Source organism: Kitasatospora sp. NPDC017646 (genome assembly GCF_044329365.1).
Taxonomy (GTDB): Bacteria; Actinomycetota; Actinomycetes; order Streptomycetales; family Streptomycetaceae; genus Kitasatospora.
Map to the genome: position 1 here is coordinate 105218 of NZ_JBIRJC010000022.1, position 15473 is coordinate 120690.

Consider the following 15473-nt stretch of genomic DNA (forward strand, 5'->3'; position numbering starts at 1 on the left):
CCGGGTATACATACTGAGTATGTCCATCCGTCACGGTCTGCTCGCCCTCCTCGACCAGGGGCCCCGCTACGGCTACCAGCTGCGCACCGAGTTCGAGGCGCGCACCGGTGCCACCTGGCCGCTCAACGTCGGGCAGGTCTACACCACGCTGTCCCGACTGGAGCGCGACGGCCTGGTCGAAGCCGCCGGCGAGGACGAGGAGGGCCACCAGTTCTACGCCGTCACCGACGCCGGCCGCGCCGAACTGCGGGCCTGGTTCGACACCCCGGTGCCCCGGACCAGCCCCCCGCGCGACGAACTGGCGATCAAGCTCGCCATGGCCGTGACCGTCCCCGGAGTGGACGTCTCCGCCGTCGTCCAGGGCCAGCGCCGGCACAGCATCAAGGCGCTGCAGGACTACACCCGGCTCAAGGGCCGCGCCCTCGCCGGCGAGACCAGACCCGGCACCGTGCCCTCCGAGAGCAACGACCTCGCCTGGCTGCTCGTCCTCGACCAGCTGATCTTCCAGACCGAGGCCGAGATCCGCTGGCTCGACCACTGCGAGACCCGGCTCGCCCAGCAGGCCGAACTCCAGCAGACCCGCGCCGCCGAGGCCGCCCGCGACGGCGCCGCCAGGAAGCCCGGCCGACTCGGCCGCCGCACCCGCGCCTAGGACCCGTCGGGGGCCCGGCCGAGCCGGCCGCCGCACCCGCGCCCCAGGGCCCGCCACTCGATCCACAGGGCCGACGCCCCGAACGTCCGGCCCGCACCCAGCAAGGGGGGAACCGTGTCCCACACCGACCAGTCCCGGCAGGCGCCGGTACTGCACCTGGAGGACGTCACCCGCGTCCACGGCCAGGGCGCCGCCGAGGTCCAGGCCCTGCGCGGCGTCGACCTCAAGGTCCACCCCGGCGAGTTCGTCGCCGTCATGGGCCCCTCCGGCTCCGGCAAGTCGACCCTGCTCACCCTCGCCGGAGGCCTTGACACCCCGACCACCGGCCAGGTCCTGGTCGAAGGCGTCGCCCTCGGCGCCCTCAGCCGCAAGAAGCTCGCCCAGGTCCGCCGCCGCTCCGTCGGCTACGTCTTCCAGGACTACAACCTGATACCGGCCCTCACCGCCGCCGAGAACATCTCGCTGCCGCGCGAACTCGACGGCCTGTCCGCCCGCGCCGCCCGCCGCGAAGCCCTCGCCGCCCTGGAGGAGCTCGGTATCCCCGAACTCGCCGACCGCTTCCCCGACGACATGTCCGGCGGCCAGCAGCAGCGCGTCGCCATCGCCCGCGCCCTGATCGGCGACCGCCGCCTCGTCCTCGCCGACGAACCCACCGGGGCCCTCGACTCCACCACCGGCGAAGCCGTCCTCGCCGTCCTGCGCGCCCGCTGCGACGCCGGCGCCGCCGCCATGATGGTCACCCACGAGGCCCGGCACGCCGCTTGGGCCGACCGGGTCGTCTTCCTGCGCGACGGCCGCATGGTCGACGAGTCCGTCAGCCAGGACGCCGCCAGCCTGCTCGTCAGCGCCGCCGCCAACAGCAAGCAGGTGGACGAGTGAAGCCCAGCGCCTGGCGGCTCGCCCTGCGCATCGCCCGCCGCGACGCCCTGCGCGCGAAGGGCCGCAGCGCGCTGGTGATCGCCATGGTCGCGCTGCCCGTCCTCGGCGTCACCGGCGCCGACGTGTTCTACCGCAGCTCCACCCTCGAACCCGCCGAACGGATCGTGCGGATCATGGGGCAGGCCGACGCCGAACTCGACCTGACCGAACGCGGTTCCACCGTCAAGCAGGCCCCCGACCCCAACGACGGCGTCTTCACCGACAATCCCAAGTACGACGCCAAGGACGGCGCGGCCCCGGCCTACAACCCCGCCCAGCAGCGCTCGCTCGCCACCGAGCCCGCCGAGCTGGTACGGCAGTTGCTCCCGGCCGGCACCACCCTGCTGCCCGAGCGCGACGGCCCCGGCAGCGCGGCCAGCAGCGCCGAGGGGCTGCTCAGCACCCAGACCAGCGAAGCCGACCTGAACGACCCGGTCTGGCACGGCCGGGTCAACCTGGTCCGTGGCAGCGCCCCCGCCAACGACCACGAGGTCGCCGTCACCCGCGAGTTCCTCGCCCGGTCCGGCCTCAAGGTCGGCGACCGCACCACCGTGCGCGGGCTGGAGTCCACCCCGTTCACCATCACCGCCGTCGTCGAGTACCCCGGTGACCTCAAGGTCACCCAGATCATCGCCCGGCCCGGCGCCCTGGTCGGACCGCTGGCCGGCGCCCGCGGCACGGACCAGGGCCAGAACCCCGGCCAGGACCCCGCGCCGACCGCCGCCCGCAACCCCGCTCAGAACCCGGCCCCGGCGGCCTCCACGGCCCCCGACACCGCCACCCGCTGGCTGGTCAAGCTCCCCGCCGGTGCCACCCTCGACTGGGCCAAGGTCACCGAACTCAACGGCTACGGCTTCACCGTCGCCTCCCGCACCGTCCTGCTCGACCCGCCCGCCCGCGCCGACGTCCCCTTCTACGTCGAGATGGACAAGCGCACCGGCGGCGCCGGCACCGCCTTCTTCGACCGCACCGCCGTCGTGATCGCCGGCACCGTCGCCGGTATGGCCCTGCTGGAGATCGTGCTCCTCGCGGGCCCCGCCTTCGCCGTCGGGGCCAGGCGCTCCCGGCGGCAGCTCGGCCTGCTCGCCGCCGCCGGCGGTGACCGCGGCAACGTCCGCGCGGTGGTCCTCGGCGGAGGCATCGTCCTCGGCGTCACCGGCGCCGCCATCGGCCTGGGCCTCGGCGTCGCCCTGGTCGCCCTGCTGCGCACCCAGGCAGAGGACTACGCCGGCCAGCGCTTCGGCCACTTCAACCTCCAGCCGCTCGACCTGCTCGGCGTGCTCCTGGTCGGTCTGGTCACCGGGCTGCTCGCGGCCGTCGTGCCCGCCGTCCAGGCCTCCCGCCAGGACGTCGTCGCCGCGCTCACCGGCCGCGACTCGCTCAAGCCCCCGAGCCGCAAGCTCGCCCTCCTCGGCCTGGTGATGCTCGCCGCCGGCGCGGCCCTCGCCCTGCTCGGCGCCACCAGCGGCTTCGCCAGCCGCAGCATCGCCGTGCTGGGCGGCTCCGTGATCGCCGAACTCGGCATGGTCGCCCTCACCCCGTACCTGGTCGGGCTGTTCGGCAAGCTCGGCCGCTGGCTCTCGCTCGGCCCCCGGCTCGCTCTGCGCGACTCCGTCCGCCACCGCGGCCGCACCGCGCCCGCCGTCGCCGCCGTCATGGCCGCCGTCGCCGGCTCCGTCGCGGTCAGCATCTACCTGGCGAGCTACGACGACCAGCAGCGCCGCGAGTACGTCGCCAGCGGTCCCGCGGGGGCCGTCATGCTCGGCGGCTACATCAGTGACGACGACGCCAAGCTGCTGCCCCAGCTGCGCGACACCGTGGAACGGTCCATCCCGGACCTCGGCCCGCGCGCCGACGTCGCCCGGGTCACCTACAAGGGCGACTGCACGGGGGGCACGCCCTGCGGCTACATCCGGGTCGAACTCCCCAAGGAACTGCGCTGCCCCGCCTACGAGAGCGACAGCCCGCTCGGCATCGAGGAGATGAACCGGATCATCTCCTCCGACCCGCGCTGCAAGGTCCGCGAACGCGGCAGCAACCACTTCAGCAGCCTGACGGCCGGTGACGCCACCCTGCTGCACAACCTCTACGGCGTCACCGACCCGGCCGTCGGCAAGGCCCTCGCGGCCGGCAAGGCCGTCGTCTTCGACCCGCGCTACCTCAAGGACGGCAAGCTGATCCTCGAGATCAGCGAACCGCTCGACCCCAACGCCGGCGGTTCGAGCAAGCCGGTGCGCACCGAGCGCGCCATCGACGCCGTCCTCGCGTCCGCCACCGTCCCGGTCTCCGGCCAGGCCGTGCTCAGCCCCGAGACCACCGCCCGGCTCGGCCTCGGCACGACCCCGGCCGGCTCGGTCTGGCTGCCCGCCTCCCCGCCCACCGACGCCGCCGAGCAGAAGGCCAACGGCGCACTGGCCAAGGTCAGCGACCACGACCAGTTCTCGGTCGAGCGCGGCTACCAGTCCCGGGCCGGACTGATCGGACTCGGCCTGTCCGGCTTCGCCTCCCTGGTCGCCCTCGGCGCCGCCGGCATCGCCACCGGGCTGGCCGCCGCCGACTCCCAGCGCGACCTGACCACCCTGGCCGCGGTCGGCGCCGAACCGCGCATCCGCCGCTCACTGTCCGGTTTCCAGTGCGGGGTGATCGCCGCCATGGGGACCCTGCTCGGCACGGTCTGCGGGGTGCTGCCCGCCGTGGCCCTGCGCAAGGTCCAGGGCCTGGCGAGCACCTACCCGGGCATGAGTCCCGAGGAGATCGCCCAGAGGTCGTCGGTGGTCTTCCCCTGGCCCACCGTCGCCGCCACCGTCGTGGTGCTGCCGCTGCTCGCCGCGGGCCTGGCGGCGGTCCTCACCCGCTCGCGGATCTCACTGCTGCGCCGCACCGGCTGAGGCCGACGCTCCCTTCCCGTCACCCCCGTCCGCGCGGCCGTCGCCACGGGGGTGACGGAGCTTGCGGGGGCTGCGAGGGGTTGCACGGAGGCCGCGGGGGTGACGGACGTTGAGAGGGGCGACGGAGGTGACGGAGGTTACAGCCCCGACGGGGTCCGGCACCCGGGCGGCCGGGTCCCGCACCCGCACGGGCGAACTACAGTCGTCGGTATGACGAGAACCCCGGACAGCGCCGTCCGCTCCTTCATCGACCAGCACCAGGCCGCCTTCCTCGCCGACCTCTCCGACTGGCTGGCCATCCCCTCGGTCTCCGCCGACCCCGAGCGGGCCGGCGAGGTGCGCCGCTCCGCCGAGTGGCTGGCGGCCAAGCTGCGCGCGACCGGGTTCCCGGTCGCCGAGGTGTGGGAGACCGACGGGCTGCCGGCGGTGTTCGCCGAGTGGCCGTCCGGGGACCCGTCCGCGCCGACCGTCCTGGTCTACGGGCACCACGACGTGCAGCCCGCCGCCAAGGAGGACGGCTGGGACACCGAGCCCTTCACCCCGACCGTGGTCGGCGGGCGGCTGTACGCGCGCGGCGCGGCCGACGACAAGGGCCAGGTGTTCTTCCACACCCTCGGCGTGCGCGCCCACCTGGCCGCCAGCGGCCGCACCGCCCCGGCCGTCAACCTCAAGCTGCTGGTCGAGGGCGAGGAGGAGTCCGGCTCGCCGCACTTCGCCGACCTGGTCCGGCGCGAGGCCGAGCGGCTGGCCGCCGACGTGGTGGTCATCTCCGACACCGGCATGTGGTCCGAGACCACCCCGACCGTGTGCACCGGCATGCGCGGCCTCGCGGACGCCCAGCTCGACCTGTACGGGCCGGACACCGACATCCACTCCGGCTCCTTCGGCGGCGCCGTCCCCAACCCGGCCCAGGTCGCGGCGGAGCTGGCCGCCGCCCTGCACGATGCCGACCGTAGGGTCGCGATCCCGGGCTTCTACGACGGGATCGTGGAGCTGACGGAGCGCGAGCGCGAGCTGTTCGCCGAGCTGCCCTTCGACGAGGCGCAGTGGCTGCGCGTCGCCAAGTCGTACGGCACCCGTGGCGAGGCCGGGTACTCCACGCTGGAGCGGGTCTGGGCCCGTCCGACCGCCGAGGTCAACGGCATCTGGGGCGGTTACACCGGCCCCGGCGGCAAGACCATCGTGCCGTCCTCGGCCCACCTCAAGCTGTCCTTCCGACTGGTCGCCGGACAGGAGGTGGAGAAGGTCCGCGAGGCCGTCCGGGCCTGGGTCGCGGAGCAGGTCCCCGAGGGCATCCGGTACGAGCTGGTCTTTCCGGGCGCGACCCGGCCCTGCCTGACCCCGCTGGACCACCCGGCGCTGCAGTCCACCGTCCGCGCGATGGGCCGCGCCTTCGGGCAGAAGGTCCTCTTCACCCGCGAGGGCGGCTCCGGGCCCGCGGCCGACCTCCAGGACGTGCTGGGCGCGCCGGTGCTGTTCCTCGGCATCTCGGTGCCCTCGGACGGCTGGCACTCGGTCAACGAGAAGGTCGAGCTGGACCTGCTGGCCAAGGGCGTCGAGACCGCCGCCTACCTGTGGAGCGACCTGGCCGAGAACTTCCGGCCCGGCGCGTGAGCCCGTCCGCGCACCACCGCAGTCAGACCACTCATCCGGATGATTCACCACGTGGGGATGGAACGAAGTGAGCACCGTGCCTGAGACCGAGCGCCCGCAGGCCCTGGCCCTGGCCAGGGCGGGGGTGGACCGGGCCGCCGAGCACCGGTTCGACGAGCCCTGGCTGGCCGCGGCCTGGAGCCACCCCGCCACCCGGGTGCTGCCGATCGCCGGCGGTGAGGTGTTCGTCGTCGACACCGCGCAGGGCACCGAACTCGTCCTGCTGCCCTCCTTCGAGGCGCCGCAGACCGGGGACCGCTACTTCCTCGGCACCGACGAGGACGGCGTCTCCTACTTCGCGCTGGCCGGCGAGAGCCTGCCCGGCCGACTGGACGGCGACGCCCGCCCGGCCGGACTGCGCGAGGTCGGCGCGCTGCTGTCCGACCGCGACGCCGGCCTGCTGGTGCACGCCGTCGCCCTGGAGCACTGGCACCGGCTGCACAGCTTCTGCTCGCGTTGCGGCCACCCGACCGAGAAGGCCGGCGCCGGGCACGTGCGGCGCTGCACCTCCTGCGCGGCCGAGCACTACCCGCGCACCGACCCGGCGGTGATCATGGTGATCACCGACGAGCAGGACCGCTGCCTGCTCGGCCGCCAGGCGCTGTGGCCGGAGGGCCGCTGGTCCACGCTGGCCGGCTTCGTCGAGCCGGGGGAGTCGATCGAGCAGGCGGTGGCCCGCGAGGTCCACGAGGAAGCGGGGGTGCGGGTCGGGGAGGTCCGCTACGTCGCCAGCCAGCCCTGGCCGTTCCCGTCCAGCCTGATGCTCGGCTTCATGGGCAAGGCCCTGCCCGGCGGCACCGAGATCACCGTGGACGGCGAGGAACTGGCCGAGGCGCGCTGGTTCTCCCGCGAGGAGCTGCGCGCCGGGATGGAGGCCGGCGAGATCCTGCCGCCCTCCGGCATCTCGATCGCCCGGCACCTGGTCGAACTCTGGTACGGCGAACGACTGCCGTCGGCGGCGCGCTGGTAATCCTGTCCGAATTTCCGGGCAGGTCCGGCACGTCCAGGCCACGTCCGGGCGGTCCAGGGGGTCCAGGGCTTCCGCGCGGTTCCGCGCCGAGGGGGCGTGCGGCTTATGCCGCGCGCCCCCGATTTCCTTTCCCGCCCGTTCCCGAATCCGCCACGACCAGCTGTTCGTGGCCGGACGGGCCAGTTCTGCTACCACCACGCGCTCCGGGGCCCCCACCGCCGACCCGCGCGGACGACATTGCCGGAAACGGCTGAAACCGCGTCACCGCCCTCGCTACATTCACTCGGGTGACAATCCCCCGGGGCACCGCCCAATCCCCCAAATACCAGCGCCTCGCCGCCGACCTGCGCCGCCGGATCGCCGAAGGCGAGTTCACCACCGACGCCGCCCTCCCGGTCGAGAGCGAACTGGAACGTCAGTACGGCGTCGCCCGCAACACCGTCCGGCTCGCCGTCGACGTCCTGGTCAACGAAGGCCGCCTCGTCCGACTCCAGGGCAAGGGCACCTATCTGCGCGAACACCCGGTCCTCGACCACCACGCCTACGGACCCACCCTGCCCCCGGCTCCCCGCGACTGCCTCGCGGCCCCCTCCGGCGTCTACCTCGGCGAAGCCGCCGAAGCCGGGCGCGAACTCAGCACCGACTTCGAGATGATGATCGTCCGGGCCCGCGTCGACATCGCCGAACGCCTCGGACTGCGCCCCGGCGAGGCCGTCGTCGTCCGCCGCCAGCTGCGCCTGCTCGACCGCGAGCCGTACTCCATCGAGGAGAGCCACTACCGGGCCGGCCTCGCCGCCGGCACCCCGCTGATGGAACCCGACCCCGTCGAAGGCGGCGACGAAGCCGTCCTCGCCGCGCTCGGCCGCACCGAGATCGGCGCCGTCGACCACCTCGTCGCCCGGATGCCCGGCCCCGAGGAGGCCCAGTGGTTCCAGGGCGGCCCCGGCGTCCCGCTCGTGGTCCAGACCCGGGTCACCTACGACCGGCGCGGCCCCGTCCGGGTCATCGAGACCCGCTACTCGGCCGACCGCAGCCGGCTCGTCTACGGCATCGGCGACCTCGGCGCGCGCACCACCCTGCCCGCCCCCGCGGCCCCCGTCGACCCCGCCCGGGCCGACGCGCCGTGAGGCGCGCCCGCCCGGCGGGCCACCGCTGACGCCCGGTCAGGCGGCCAGGGCCTTCTTGACCTGGATCAGGCTCGGGTTCGTCATCACGACCTGCTCGCCCCCGCCCACGGGCTGGACCAGCACCGTCGGCACCGTCTGGTTGCCGTTGTTCACCGACTCCACGAAGGACGCCGAAGCCGGGTCCTCCTCGATGTTGATCTCGGTGTAGCCGATGCCTTCACGGTCCAGCTGGCTCTTGAGCCGGTTGCAGTACCCACACCAGGTCGTGCTGTACATCGTCACGCTGCCGGACATCGAGGGGGCTCCTTCACAAGAGGGGTTCGTACGGTCTCACAGCCGCAACGCCCACCGCGGGGCCGGCATTCCGGCGCCCGTACCGGGGAGATCCGGAGTGGTGCGTCACGATGCGGAGCGATCATCCTGCGATCACACCGGGCCTGTGGACAACCCCGTCCCCGTTGTCCCGGCGGGCTGAGAGGATGGAACGCATGCAGGAAGACCTCTTGAGCGGCAGCCCCTATGACGGCCCCCACGGCTCCCCCTGGGCCGACCCCGGCGCCGCCACGGGCCCCGACGCCGTGCTCGCCGGGCTCGACCCCGAACAGCGCGCCGTCGCCACCGCCCTGCACGGCCCCGTCTGCGTCCTCGCCGGCGCCGGCACCGGCAAGACCCGCGCCATCACCCACCGCATCGCCTACGGCGTGCGCAGCGGCGTCTACCAGCCCGCGCAGGTCCTCGCCGTCACCTTCACCGCCCGCGCCGCCGGCGAGATGCGCGGCCGGCTGCGCCAGCTCGGCGCCGACGGCGTCCAGGCCCGTACCTTCCACGCCGCCGCCCTGCGCCAGCTCCAGTACTTCTGGCCCCGCGCCGTCGGCGGCCCGGTGCCCCAGCTCCTCGAACGCAAGGTCCAGCTCGTGGCCGAAGCCGCCGGCCGCTGCGGACTGCGCGTCCAGCGCACCGAACTTCGCGACCTCACCGCCGAGATCGAATGGGCCAAGGTCACCCAGACCGCCCCCGAGGACTACCCCGCCGCCGTCGCCAAGTCCGGCCGCGAAGCCCCCCGCGACCCCGCCGAGACCGCCCAGGTCTACCGCGTCTACGAGGAGACCAAGAGCCGCCGCGGCACCATCGACTTCGAGGACGTCCTGCTCCTCACCGCCGCCATCCTGGAGGACCGCCCCGACATCGCCGACCAGGTCCGCAGCCAGTACCGGCACTTCACCGTCGACGAGTACCAGGACGTCTCCCCGCTCCAGCAGCGCCTGCTCGACCAGTGGACCGGCCCGGGCGGCGGCGCCAGCCTCTGCGTCGTCGGCGACGCCAGCCAGACCATCTACTCCTTCACCGGCGCCACCCCCGACTACCTGCTGAACTTCCGCAGCCGCCACCCCGAGGCCACCGTCGTCAAGCTCGTCCGCGACTACCGCTCCACCCCCCAGGTCGTCCACCTCGCCAACGGACTGCTCGCCCAGGCCCGCGGCGAGGCCGCCCGCCACCGCCTCGAACTCGTCTCCCAGCGCGAAGCCGGCCCCGAACCCGTCTACACCGAGTACGAGGACGAACCCACCGAGGCCGAGACCACCGCCCGCCGGATCAAGGACCTCCTCGCCACCGGCGTGCGCGCCAGCGAGATCGCCGTCCTCTTCCGCACCAACGGCCAGTCCGAGGTCTACGAACAGGCCCTCGCCGACCTCGGCGTCCCCTACCAGCTCAAGGGCGCCGAACGGTTCTTCGAACGCCCCGAGGTCCGCGACGCCGGCGTCCTGCTGCGCGGCGCCGCCCGCGCCGCCGCCGACCCGCTCACCGCCGGCGCCCCCGACCTGGCCGGCCAGGTCCGCGCCGTCCTCGCCAGCCGCGGCTTCACCCCCGAACCCCCCGCCGGCTCCGGCGCCGTCCGGGACCGCTGGGAATCCCTCGCCGCCCTCGTCCGCCTCGCCGAGGAGTTCGAGCGCACCCGCGCCGCCGAAGGCCTCGGCACCGACCTCGCCGCCTACGTCGCCGAACTCGACGCGCGCGCCGCCGCCCAGCACGCCCCCGCCGTCGAAGGCGTCACCCTCGCCTCCCTGCACGCCGCCAAGGGCCTCGAATGGGACGCCGTCTTCCTCGTCGGCCTCACCGAGGGCACCCTGCCGATCATCTACGCCAAGACCGACGAACAGGTCGAGGAGGAACGCCGCCTCCTCTACGTCGGCGTCACCCGCGCCCGCAAGCACCTCAGCCTCTCCTGGGCCCTCTCCCGCTCCCCGGGCGGCCGCGCCTCCCGCAAGCCCAGCCGCTTCATGGACGGGCTGCGCCCCGGCTCCACCGCCCCTGGCGCACGCACCGGCGCACGGGGCGGGCGGGGGAGCGTCGAGCCCGGCGAGCGCTCGGCCGCCCGACGGGTCCGCGGCCCGGTCAAGTGCCGGGTCTGCGACAAGCCGCTCACCGACGCCGTCGAACGCAAGCTGCGCCGCTGCGAGGACTGCCCGTCCACGATGGACGAGGCGCTGTACGAGCGGCTGCGCGAGTGGCGGGCCCAGCAGGCCAGGAAGCAGGGCGCCCCGGCGTACGTGGTGTTCACCGACGCGACACTGATGGCGATCGCCGAGGACGTGCCCGCCAGCCGCCAGGAACTGGCCCTGATCTCGGGGGTCGGCGCCATGAAGCTGGACAAGTACGGGGCCGCCGTGCTCTCGTTGTGCGCGGGGGAGGAGCCCGAGGAGGATCCGGACGGCGTCGAGGACGACGGTCCGGTCGATCCGGCGTGAGCCGGCACGGGCGCGGTCCAGGGGACTGCTCGGGGGACTTCGCAACCGCTGTGCAACGTCGCGGCGAGCGCCGCGCGATGCCGTGGCGACCGCTGCGCAACGCCGCGCGGATCGTGCCGCGGACGGCGTCGCGTGAACTCGCGTGAAAAATAGTTTGCGCGGCATACCGGGAGCGCAATAGCCTGCCGGAGCGGTCAAGGGGACGCGGTCGCACGGGGTGACACCTGTGCCGATTCCCCTCGCCCCACAGCTACACCGAGACAGACATCCGAACATTCGGAGCCAGGGGAACCAGGCTCCGCGAGACGCCGAGAGGAGGCGAAGACAGTGGGAAACATCATGATCACCAAAATGACTGGCCAGACCGTTGTCGCTGCCTCCCTGCGTGCCGCCCGTCTGCGGGCGCTCGCCGAGCTCGGTGGAACCGGTCTGGGTCTCGACACCACCGGTGTCTCCGTCGCCTCCGCTGTCAGTGGTCTTGGACACACTGATCTGTGCCTCACGGGCGGCAGGAGTGTCGAAGGCACCGTCGTCGAGACCGGTCTGTCCCGTGACTGGGCGTCGGTCGGCGCGTCGCGTCCCGAGCGCGATGAGCGACCGACCCAGGCACCGAAGGCGGCCGTAGCCGCCGCCATGCATGGCGGCTATGCGCAGGTCATCGGTGCCGGAAACGCCCAGAAGCAGAACGAGCAGCAGATCAACCAGGCCATGGCCGCCTTTATCGGCGCCAAGGCCATCCGGATGCGGGCCTTCCGCGGGCCTGAACCCTGGAGAGAACGAACCTGAGTCAGCCTCAGGTCGGCACCTCCAGGGCCGCGGAACCCGTCACACCGGGATCCGCGGCCCTTCTGTTTTGTCCGGTACGCAAGACCACCCAGGCCCCCCGGGGCCTCCGGCCCAGCACCACCAGTCCACTGGGCCGGAACCACTGAGAAGACGAGGAAGACGCACCAGTGTCCACGGTCATCACGCCGCCCATCCCGTCCGTACCGCCGACAAGCCAGATCACCAAGGCCGACCAGGCCGACCCTCCGGAGGTTCCGTTCATGCAGCTCAACTCGATCGAGCAGGCCGAGGCGCTCGGTCTCCCCATCCCCTGCCGCGCCTTCGACCCGGAGGTCTTCTTCGCCGAGACGCCCGCCGACGTCGAGTACGCGAAGTCCCTCTGCGGCACCTGCCCGGTGAAGGAGGTCTGCCTGGCCGGCGCCCTCGAGCGTCGCGAGCCGTGGGGCGTCTGGGGCGGCGAGCTGTTCGTCCAGGGTGTCGTCGTGGCCCGCAAGCGGCCGCGTGGCCGTCCGCGCAAGACCGAGGTCATGGCGTGAACCCCGCCGACCACGTCAGGGCCGTCCGCCGGGGAGAGCAGCCCCCACTGGACACCGTCCTCCGCCGGTCCGTACGGATCGCCGCCGCCAAGGCCGACTCAGCGGCCCGCATCCGCCCATTCCCGAGCACGCACCACGAGCAGGACCACTACATGACCCCCGCCGCCATCGATCCCACCGTCCGCGCCGAGCAGACCACCGAACTCCAGATCCAGAACAGGACCCTCGAAATGCAACTCCTGCATGAATCCCTGGCCCGTGCCCATATGCAAGACAGGCTCCACGAGGCCGAGGAACAACGCCTCGTCAGCCGCGTCGTCCGGGCGCGCAAGCTCCGGCAGCGGGCCGAGCGTGCCTCCATGCGGGCTCGCAAGGCGCTCGCCGTCGCGCTGATGTAGGCGCGCACCGCCGCTGATCCGACTGACCCCCGTCGTGCCGCAGGCCGCTCCCCGTTCGCGGGGAGCGGCCTGCGGCCGTTGTGGCCGGCTGTCGCCGTTCCTCAGGGGCGGGCGGGCTTGGTGCTCTTCCTGGCCGCTGCCGGGATGCGCTTCGCGGGCTCGGCCGGCTCTACGGCCCCGACTGCCTTGACTGGCTTGGCTGCCTTCACCGCCTTGGCTGCCTTGACCGCCTTCGCGGGCGGCTCGTCGGAGAACTCGGGCAGCCACTCCAGCATCTCGGCGCGGAACGGTGCCTTGGCGCCCAGCTGGCACAGCACCCCGATGGTGCTCAGTGTCACCCGGTGGATCAGCAGGTACGCGGGCGGCAGGTTCAGCTGCTTTCCCAGGTTGTAGGCGGGCGAGCGCGGATCGGCGATCCGGGCCGCCTGGGCGCGCATCCAGGCCCGGGTGAAGTGGAAGCTGTCCACCGCGGCCGGCTCGATGATCGGCAGCAGGTAGTCCAGCACCGCGTCCGGGTCCAGCTGGATCGAGGGCTTCACGAAGCCCTCCTCGCGCAGCATCTTCAGCACGCCCGCCGCGTCCCCGGCCAGCGCCATCCGCAGCGAGGCCCCGATCGGCGCGGGCAGCCCGCCCGGCAGCCGGTCCACCGTGCCGAAGTCCAGCACTCCCAGCCGCCAGCCCCCGGCCGGGCCGTCGTCCTTCAGCAACCGGAAGTTGCCCGGGTGCGGGTCCGCGTGCAGCAGGCCGGTCCGGGACGGGCCGGCGAACAGGAACCGGGCCAGCAGCTGCCCGGCGCGGTCACGCTCCTCCTGGGTGCCGTTCGCGATCACCTCGGCCAGCGGGATGCCGTCCATCCACTCGGTGACCAGCACCTGGTCGGCCTGCGCCACCACGACCGGCACCACGATGTCAGGGTCGCCCGCGAACTCCTCGGCGTGCCGGCGCTGGGCCTGGGCCTCCAGCTCGTAGTCCAGCTCCTCCGAGACGCGCTCGCGCAACTCGGTGATCAGCGGCTTGATGTCCAGCCCGGGGATCAGCGGGCCGACCAGCCAGGCCACCCGGCTCAGCTGGGAGAGATCGGCGAGCAGCGCGTCGCCCGCGCCCGGGTACTGCACCTTGACCGCGACCTGTCTGCCGTCGTGCCAGACCGCCCGGTGGACCTGGCCGATCGAGGCGGCCGCCGCCGGGCGGTCGTCGAACTCCAGGAACAGCTCGCGCCAGCTGTCCCCGAGCCGCTGGGCGAGCGCGGTGTGCACCTTGGCGGCGGGCATCGGGGGAGCCGCGTCCTGCAGCTTGGTGAGCGCGGCCCGGTACGGCCCGGCGACCTCCTCGGGCAGCGCGGCCTCGAAGACGGACAGCACCTGCCCGAACTTCATCGCCCCGCCCTTGAGTTCACCCAGGACCTTGAACAGCTGGTCGGCGGTGGCCTGCTGGAGCTCGGCCGTCACCACCTCGGCGGAGCGTCCGCCGATGCGCTTGCCCAGCCCGAGCGTGGCACGGCCGGCTATCCCCAGCGGCAGGGCGGCGAGCCGTGCCGTGCGGGTCACTGCCTTGCGCGGAAGATCGCTCACCCGGGCCTCCAATCCCCTGGCCCCCCGACACCGGACGGCCCACCATCACTAGGCCATTGTGCCCGCTTCCCGACCTGCTCCCGCCGGTATTCACGGGGGCCGACGGTCGGTGGCATCTCTTTGCGGGGAGTTGGGCGGCTCGGTCCGGCGGGCCGCTGCCAGTGGGGCACCCGGTGTGGCGGTCCGGTGGTCGGGCGCGGGGCGGGCCGGGGACGGTGCTGTCCGGTAGCCGGCACAGGAAGTCGGTGGGGCCGATTTCCTGGGCTGGCGGGTCCTATGCGTCGGCTTCGGCGGTGCGGCGGTGCGGCGGTAGGTGGCCAGGTGGACGCCGGTCTTGGCGATCGTGGTGGAAACCAGCTCCAGGGTGCGCCGCACGCCGTCGGTCGGGAAGAGCGACTTGCCACCGCCGAGCAGTACGGGCATCACCATGAGCCGGAGCTCGTCCACCAGGTCCTCGCCGAGAAGGGTGCGGACGAGGGTCGGGCTACCCATGATGAGCAGATCGCCGCCGTCGACCGTGCGCTGCTGCCGGACCCACTCGACAGCCCCGGTGCCGGGGACGAGGGTGCTGTTCGTCCAGGTGAGATCGGCTTCGGCGAGGGTGTCGGAGACGACGTACTTCTTGATCGAGTTCATCTGGTCGGCGAGCGGGTCGCCTGCCCGCTCGGGCCATGCGGCGGCCATGGTCCGCCAGGTGCGGCGGCCGAAGAGCAGGGCGTCGGCACTGCTCATCGCCTCGGTGATGAACGGACCGATGGTCTCCGGGTCGAAGAAGGGGTGGGACCAGCCGCCGTGGGCGAAACCACCATCGGTGTCCTCCTGCGGGGCGCCGGGAGCCTGGACGATGCCGTCGAGGCTGGTGAATTCGCTGATCACGATGCGCATGGGGTGCTCCGTCGGTGGCTTGCTCGGGTTTGTGCAATGGAGACCGGGGGATCGGACGAGATTCATTGGCCCCAAGTAGTGACCCTGATCACATTGTTGACGCTTCGGGGGCCCGCCCCTCCCCCCGCCCCCCTCCTCCCACCTCACCCGCCGCCTGCCCACCCACCCACTTCCAGCCCTCGCCCCGCTCCTCGGAACAGCGGCTCCCGCTTCCCCCGGCCCGGGGGGGGGGGCCCCCCCCGGGGGGGGGGCGGGGGGGGCCCCCCCCCGGCGCCCCCCCCCCCCGCGGCCCAACGCCCCAGGGGGGGCCAGGGCCCGGGGGCGCACCCCCCCGGGGCGCCC

At 73.3% G+C, this 15473-nt stretch carries 12 protein-coding genes and 1 pseudogene; 10 read left to right on the forward strand and 3 right to left on the reverse strand.

What is annotated here, in order from left to right; translation table 11 throughout:
* Positions 1–19 precede the first annotated feature (19 nt).
* From ACH4J0_RS28915 to ACH4J0_RS28940, 6 genes are all read left to right on the forward strand, one after another.
* Positions 20–652, forward strand: coding sequence for a PadR family transcriptional regulator (locus ACH4J0_RS28915; protein WP_396243556.1), 633 nt, complete (start codon positions 20–22; stop codon positions 650–652).
* Between the two features lie 114 nt (positions 653–766).
* A complete protein-coding gene (locus tag ACH4J0_RS28920) occupies positions 767–1531 on the forward strand; it encodes an ABC transporter ATP-binding protein (protein WP_396243557.1) in 765 nt (254 codons plus the stop codon).
* A complete protein-coding gene (locus ACH4J0_RS28925; protein ID WP_396243558.1) occupies positions 1528–4458 on the forward strand; it encodes an FtsX-like permease family protein in 2931 nt (976 codons plus the stop codon). The genes ACH4J0_RS28920 and ACH4J0_RS28925 overlap by 4 nt, the downstream gene beginning before the upstream one ends.
* A 210-nt stretch (positions 4459–4668) precedes the next feature.
* The gene (locus ACH4J0_RS28930) at positions 4669–6072 is read left to right on the forward strand and encodes a dipeptidase (RefSeq protein ID WP_396243559.1); all 1404 of its coding nucleotides are present in this window, start codon (positions 4669–4671) and stop codon (positions 6070–6072) included.
* Positions 6073–6139: 67 nt separating this feature from the next.
* Positions 6140–7081 carry an NAD(+) diphosphatase gene (gene nudC, locus ACH4J0_RS28935; RefSeq protein ID WP_396243560.1) on the forward strand — a complete coding sequence of 314 codons (942 nt, stop codon included), beginning with the start codon at positions 6140–6142 and terminating at the stop codon, positions 7079–7081.
* A 287-nt stretch (positions 7082–7368) separates the two neighbouring features.
* The gene (locus tag ACH4J0_RS28940; RefSeq protein ID WP_396243561.1) at positions 7369–8208 is read left to right on the forward strand and encodes a GntR family transcriptional regulator; all 840 of its coding nucleotides are present in this window, start codon (positions 7369–7371) and stop codon (positions 8206–8208) included.
* Positions 8209–8244: 36 nt separating this feature from the next.
* Here ACH4J0_RS28940 and ACH4J0_RS28945 read toward each other — a convergent pair whose 3' ends face one another.
* Entirely contained in the window at positions 8245–8502 is a 258-nt protein-coding gene (locus ACH4J0_RS28945) for a mycoredoxin (protein WP_396243562.1), read from the reverse strand.
* 185 nt (positions 8503–8687) lie between these two features.
* Here ACH4J0_RS28945 and ACH4J0_RS28950 point away from each other — a divergent pair, with 185 nt between their 5' ends.
* From ACH4J0_RS28950 to ACH4J0_RS28965, 4 genes are all read left to right on the forward strand, one after another.
* A complete protein-coding gene (locus ACH4J0_RS28950; protein WP_396243563.1) occupies positions 8688–10955 on the forward strand; it encodes an ATP-dependent DNA helicase UvrD2 in 2268 nt (755 codons plus the stop codon).
* Between the two features lie 327 nt (positions 10956–11282).
* Positions 11283–11741 (forward strand): hypothetical protein, encoded by a 459-nt coding sequence (locus tag ACH4J0_RS28955; RefSeq protein ID WP_396243564.1) that lies wholly within the window; start codon positions 11283–11285, stop codon positions 11739–11741.
* A gap of 167 nt (positions 11742–11908) precedes the next feature.
* Entirely contained in the window at positions 11909–12277 is a 369-nt protein-coding gene (locus tag ACH4J0_RS28960) for a WhiB family transcriptional regulator (RefSeq protein WP_396243565.1), read from the forward strand.
* A gap of 152 nt (positions 12278–12429) precedes the next feature.
* Positions 12430–12675: a hypothetical protein gene (locus tag ACH4J0_RS28965; RefSeq protein WP_094742988.1), complete on the forward strand. Its 246-nt coding sequence runs from the start codon at positions 12430–12432 to the stop codon at positions 12673–12675.
* 101 nt (positions 12676–12776) lie between these two features.
* Here ACH4J0_RS28965 and ACH4J0_RS28970 read toward each other — a convergent pair whose 3' ends face one another.
* Positions 12777–14246: an ABC1 kinase family protein gene (locus ACH4J0_RS28970; RefSeq protein WP_396243566.1), complete on the reverse strand. Its 1470-nt coding sequence runs from the start codon at positions 14244–14246 to the stop codon at positions 12777–12779.
* Positions 14247–14552: 306 nt separating this feature from the next.
* Positions 14553–15131, reverse strand: a pseudogene (locus ACH4J0_RS28975) (dihydrofolate reductase family protein); the annotation flags it as partial.
* Between the last annotated feature and the right edge of the window lie 342 nt (positions 15132–15473).

Coding starts and splice junctions, on each gene's coding strand:
- ACH4J0_RS28915 (WP_396243556.1), top strand. CDS start 20: ATGTCCATCCGTCACGGTCTGCTCGCCCTCCTCGACCAGGGGCCCCGC.
- ACH4J0_RS28930 (WP_396243559.1), top strand. CDS start 4,669: ATGACGAGAACCCCGGACAGCGCCGTCCGCTCCTTCATCGACCAGCAC.
- ACH4J0_RS28945 (WP_396243562.1), bottom strand. CDS start 8,502: ATGTCCGGCAGCGTGACGATGTACAGCACGACCTGGTGTGGGTACTGC.
- ACH4J0_RS28950 (WP_396243563.1), top strand. CDS start 8,688: ATGGAACGCATGCAGGAAGACCTCTTGAGCGGCAGCCCCTATGACGGC.
- ACH4J0_RS28965 (WP_094742988.1), top strand. CDS start 12,430: ATGACCCCCGCCGCCATCGATCCCACCGTCCGCGCCGAGCAGACCACC.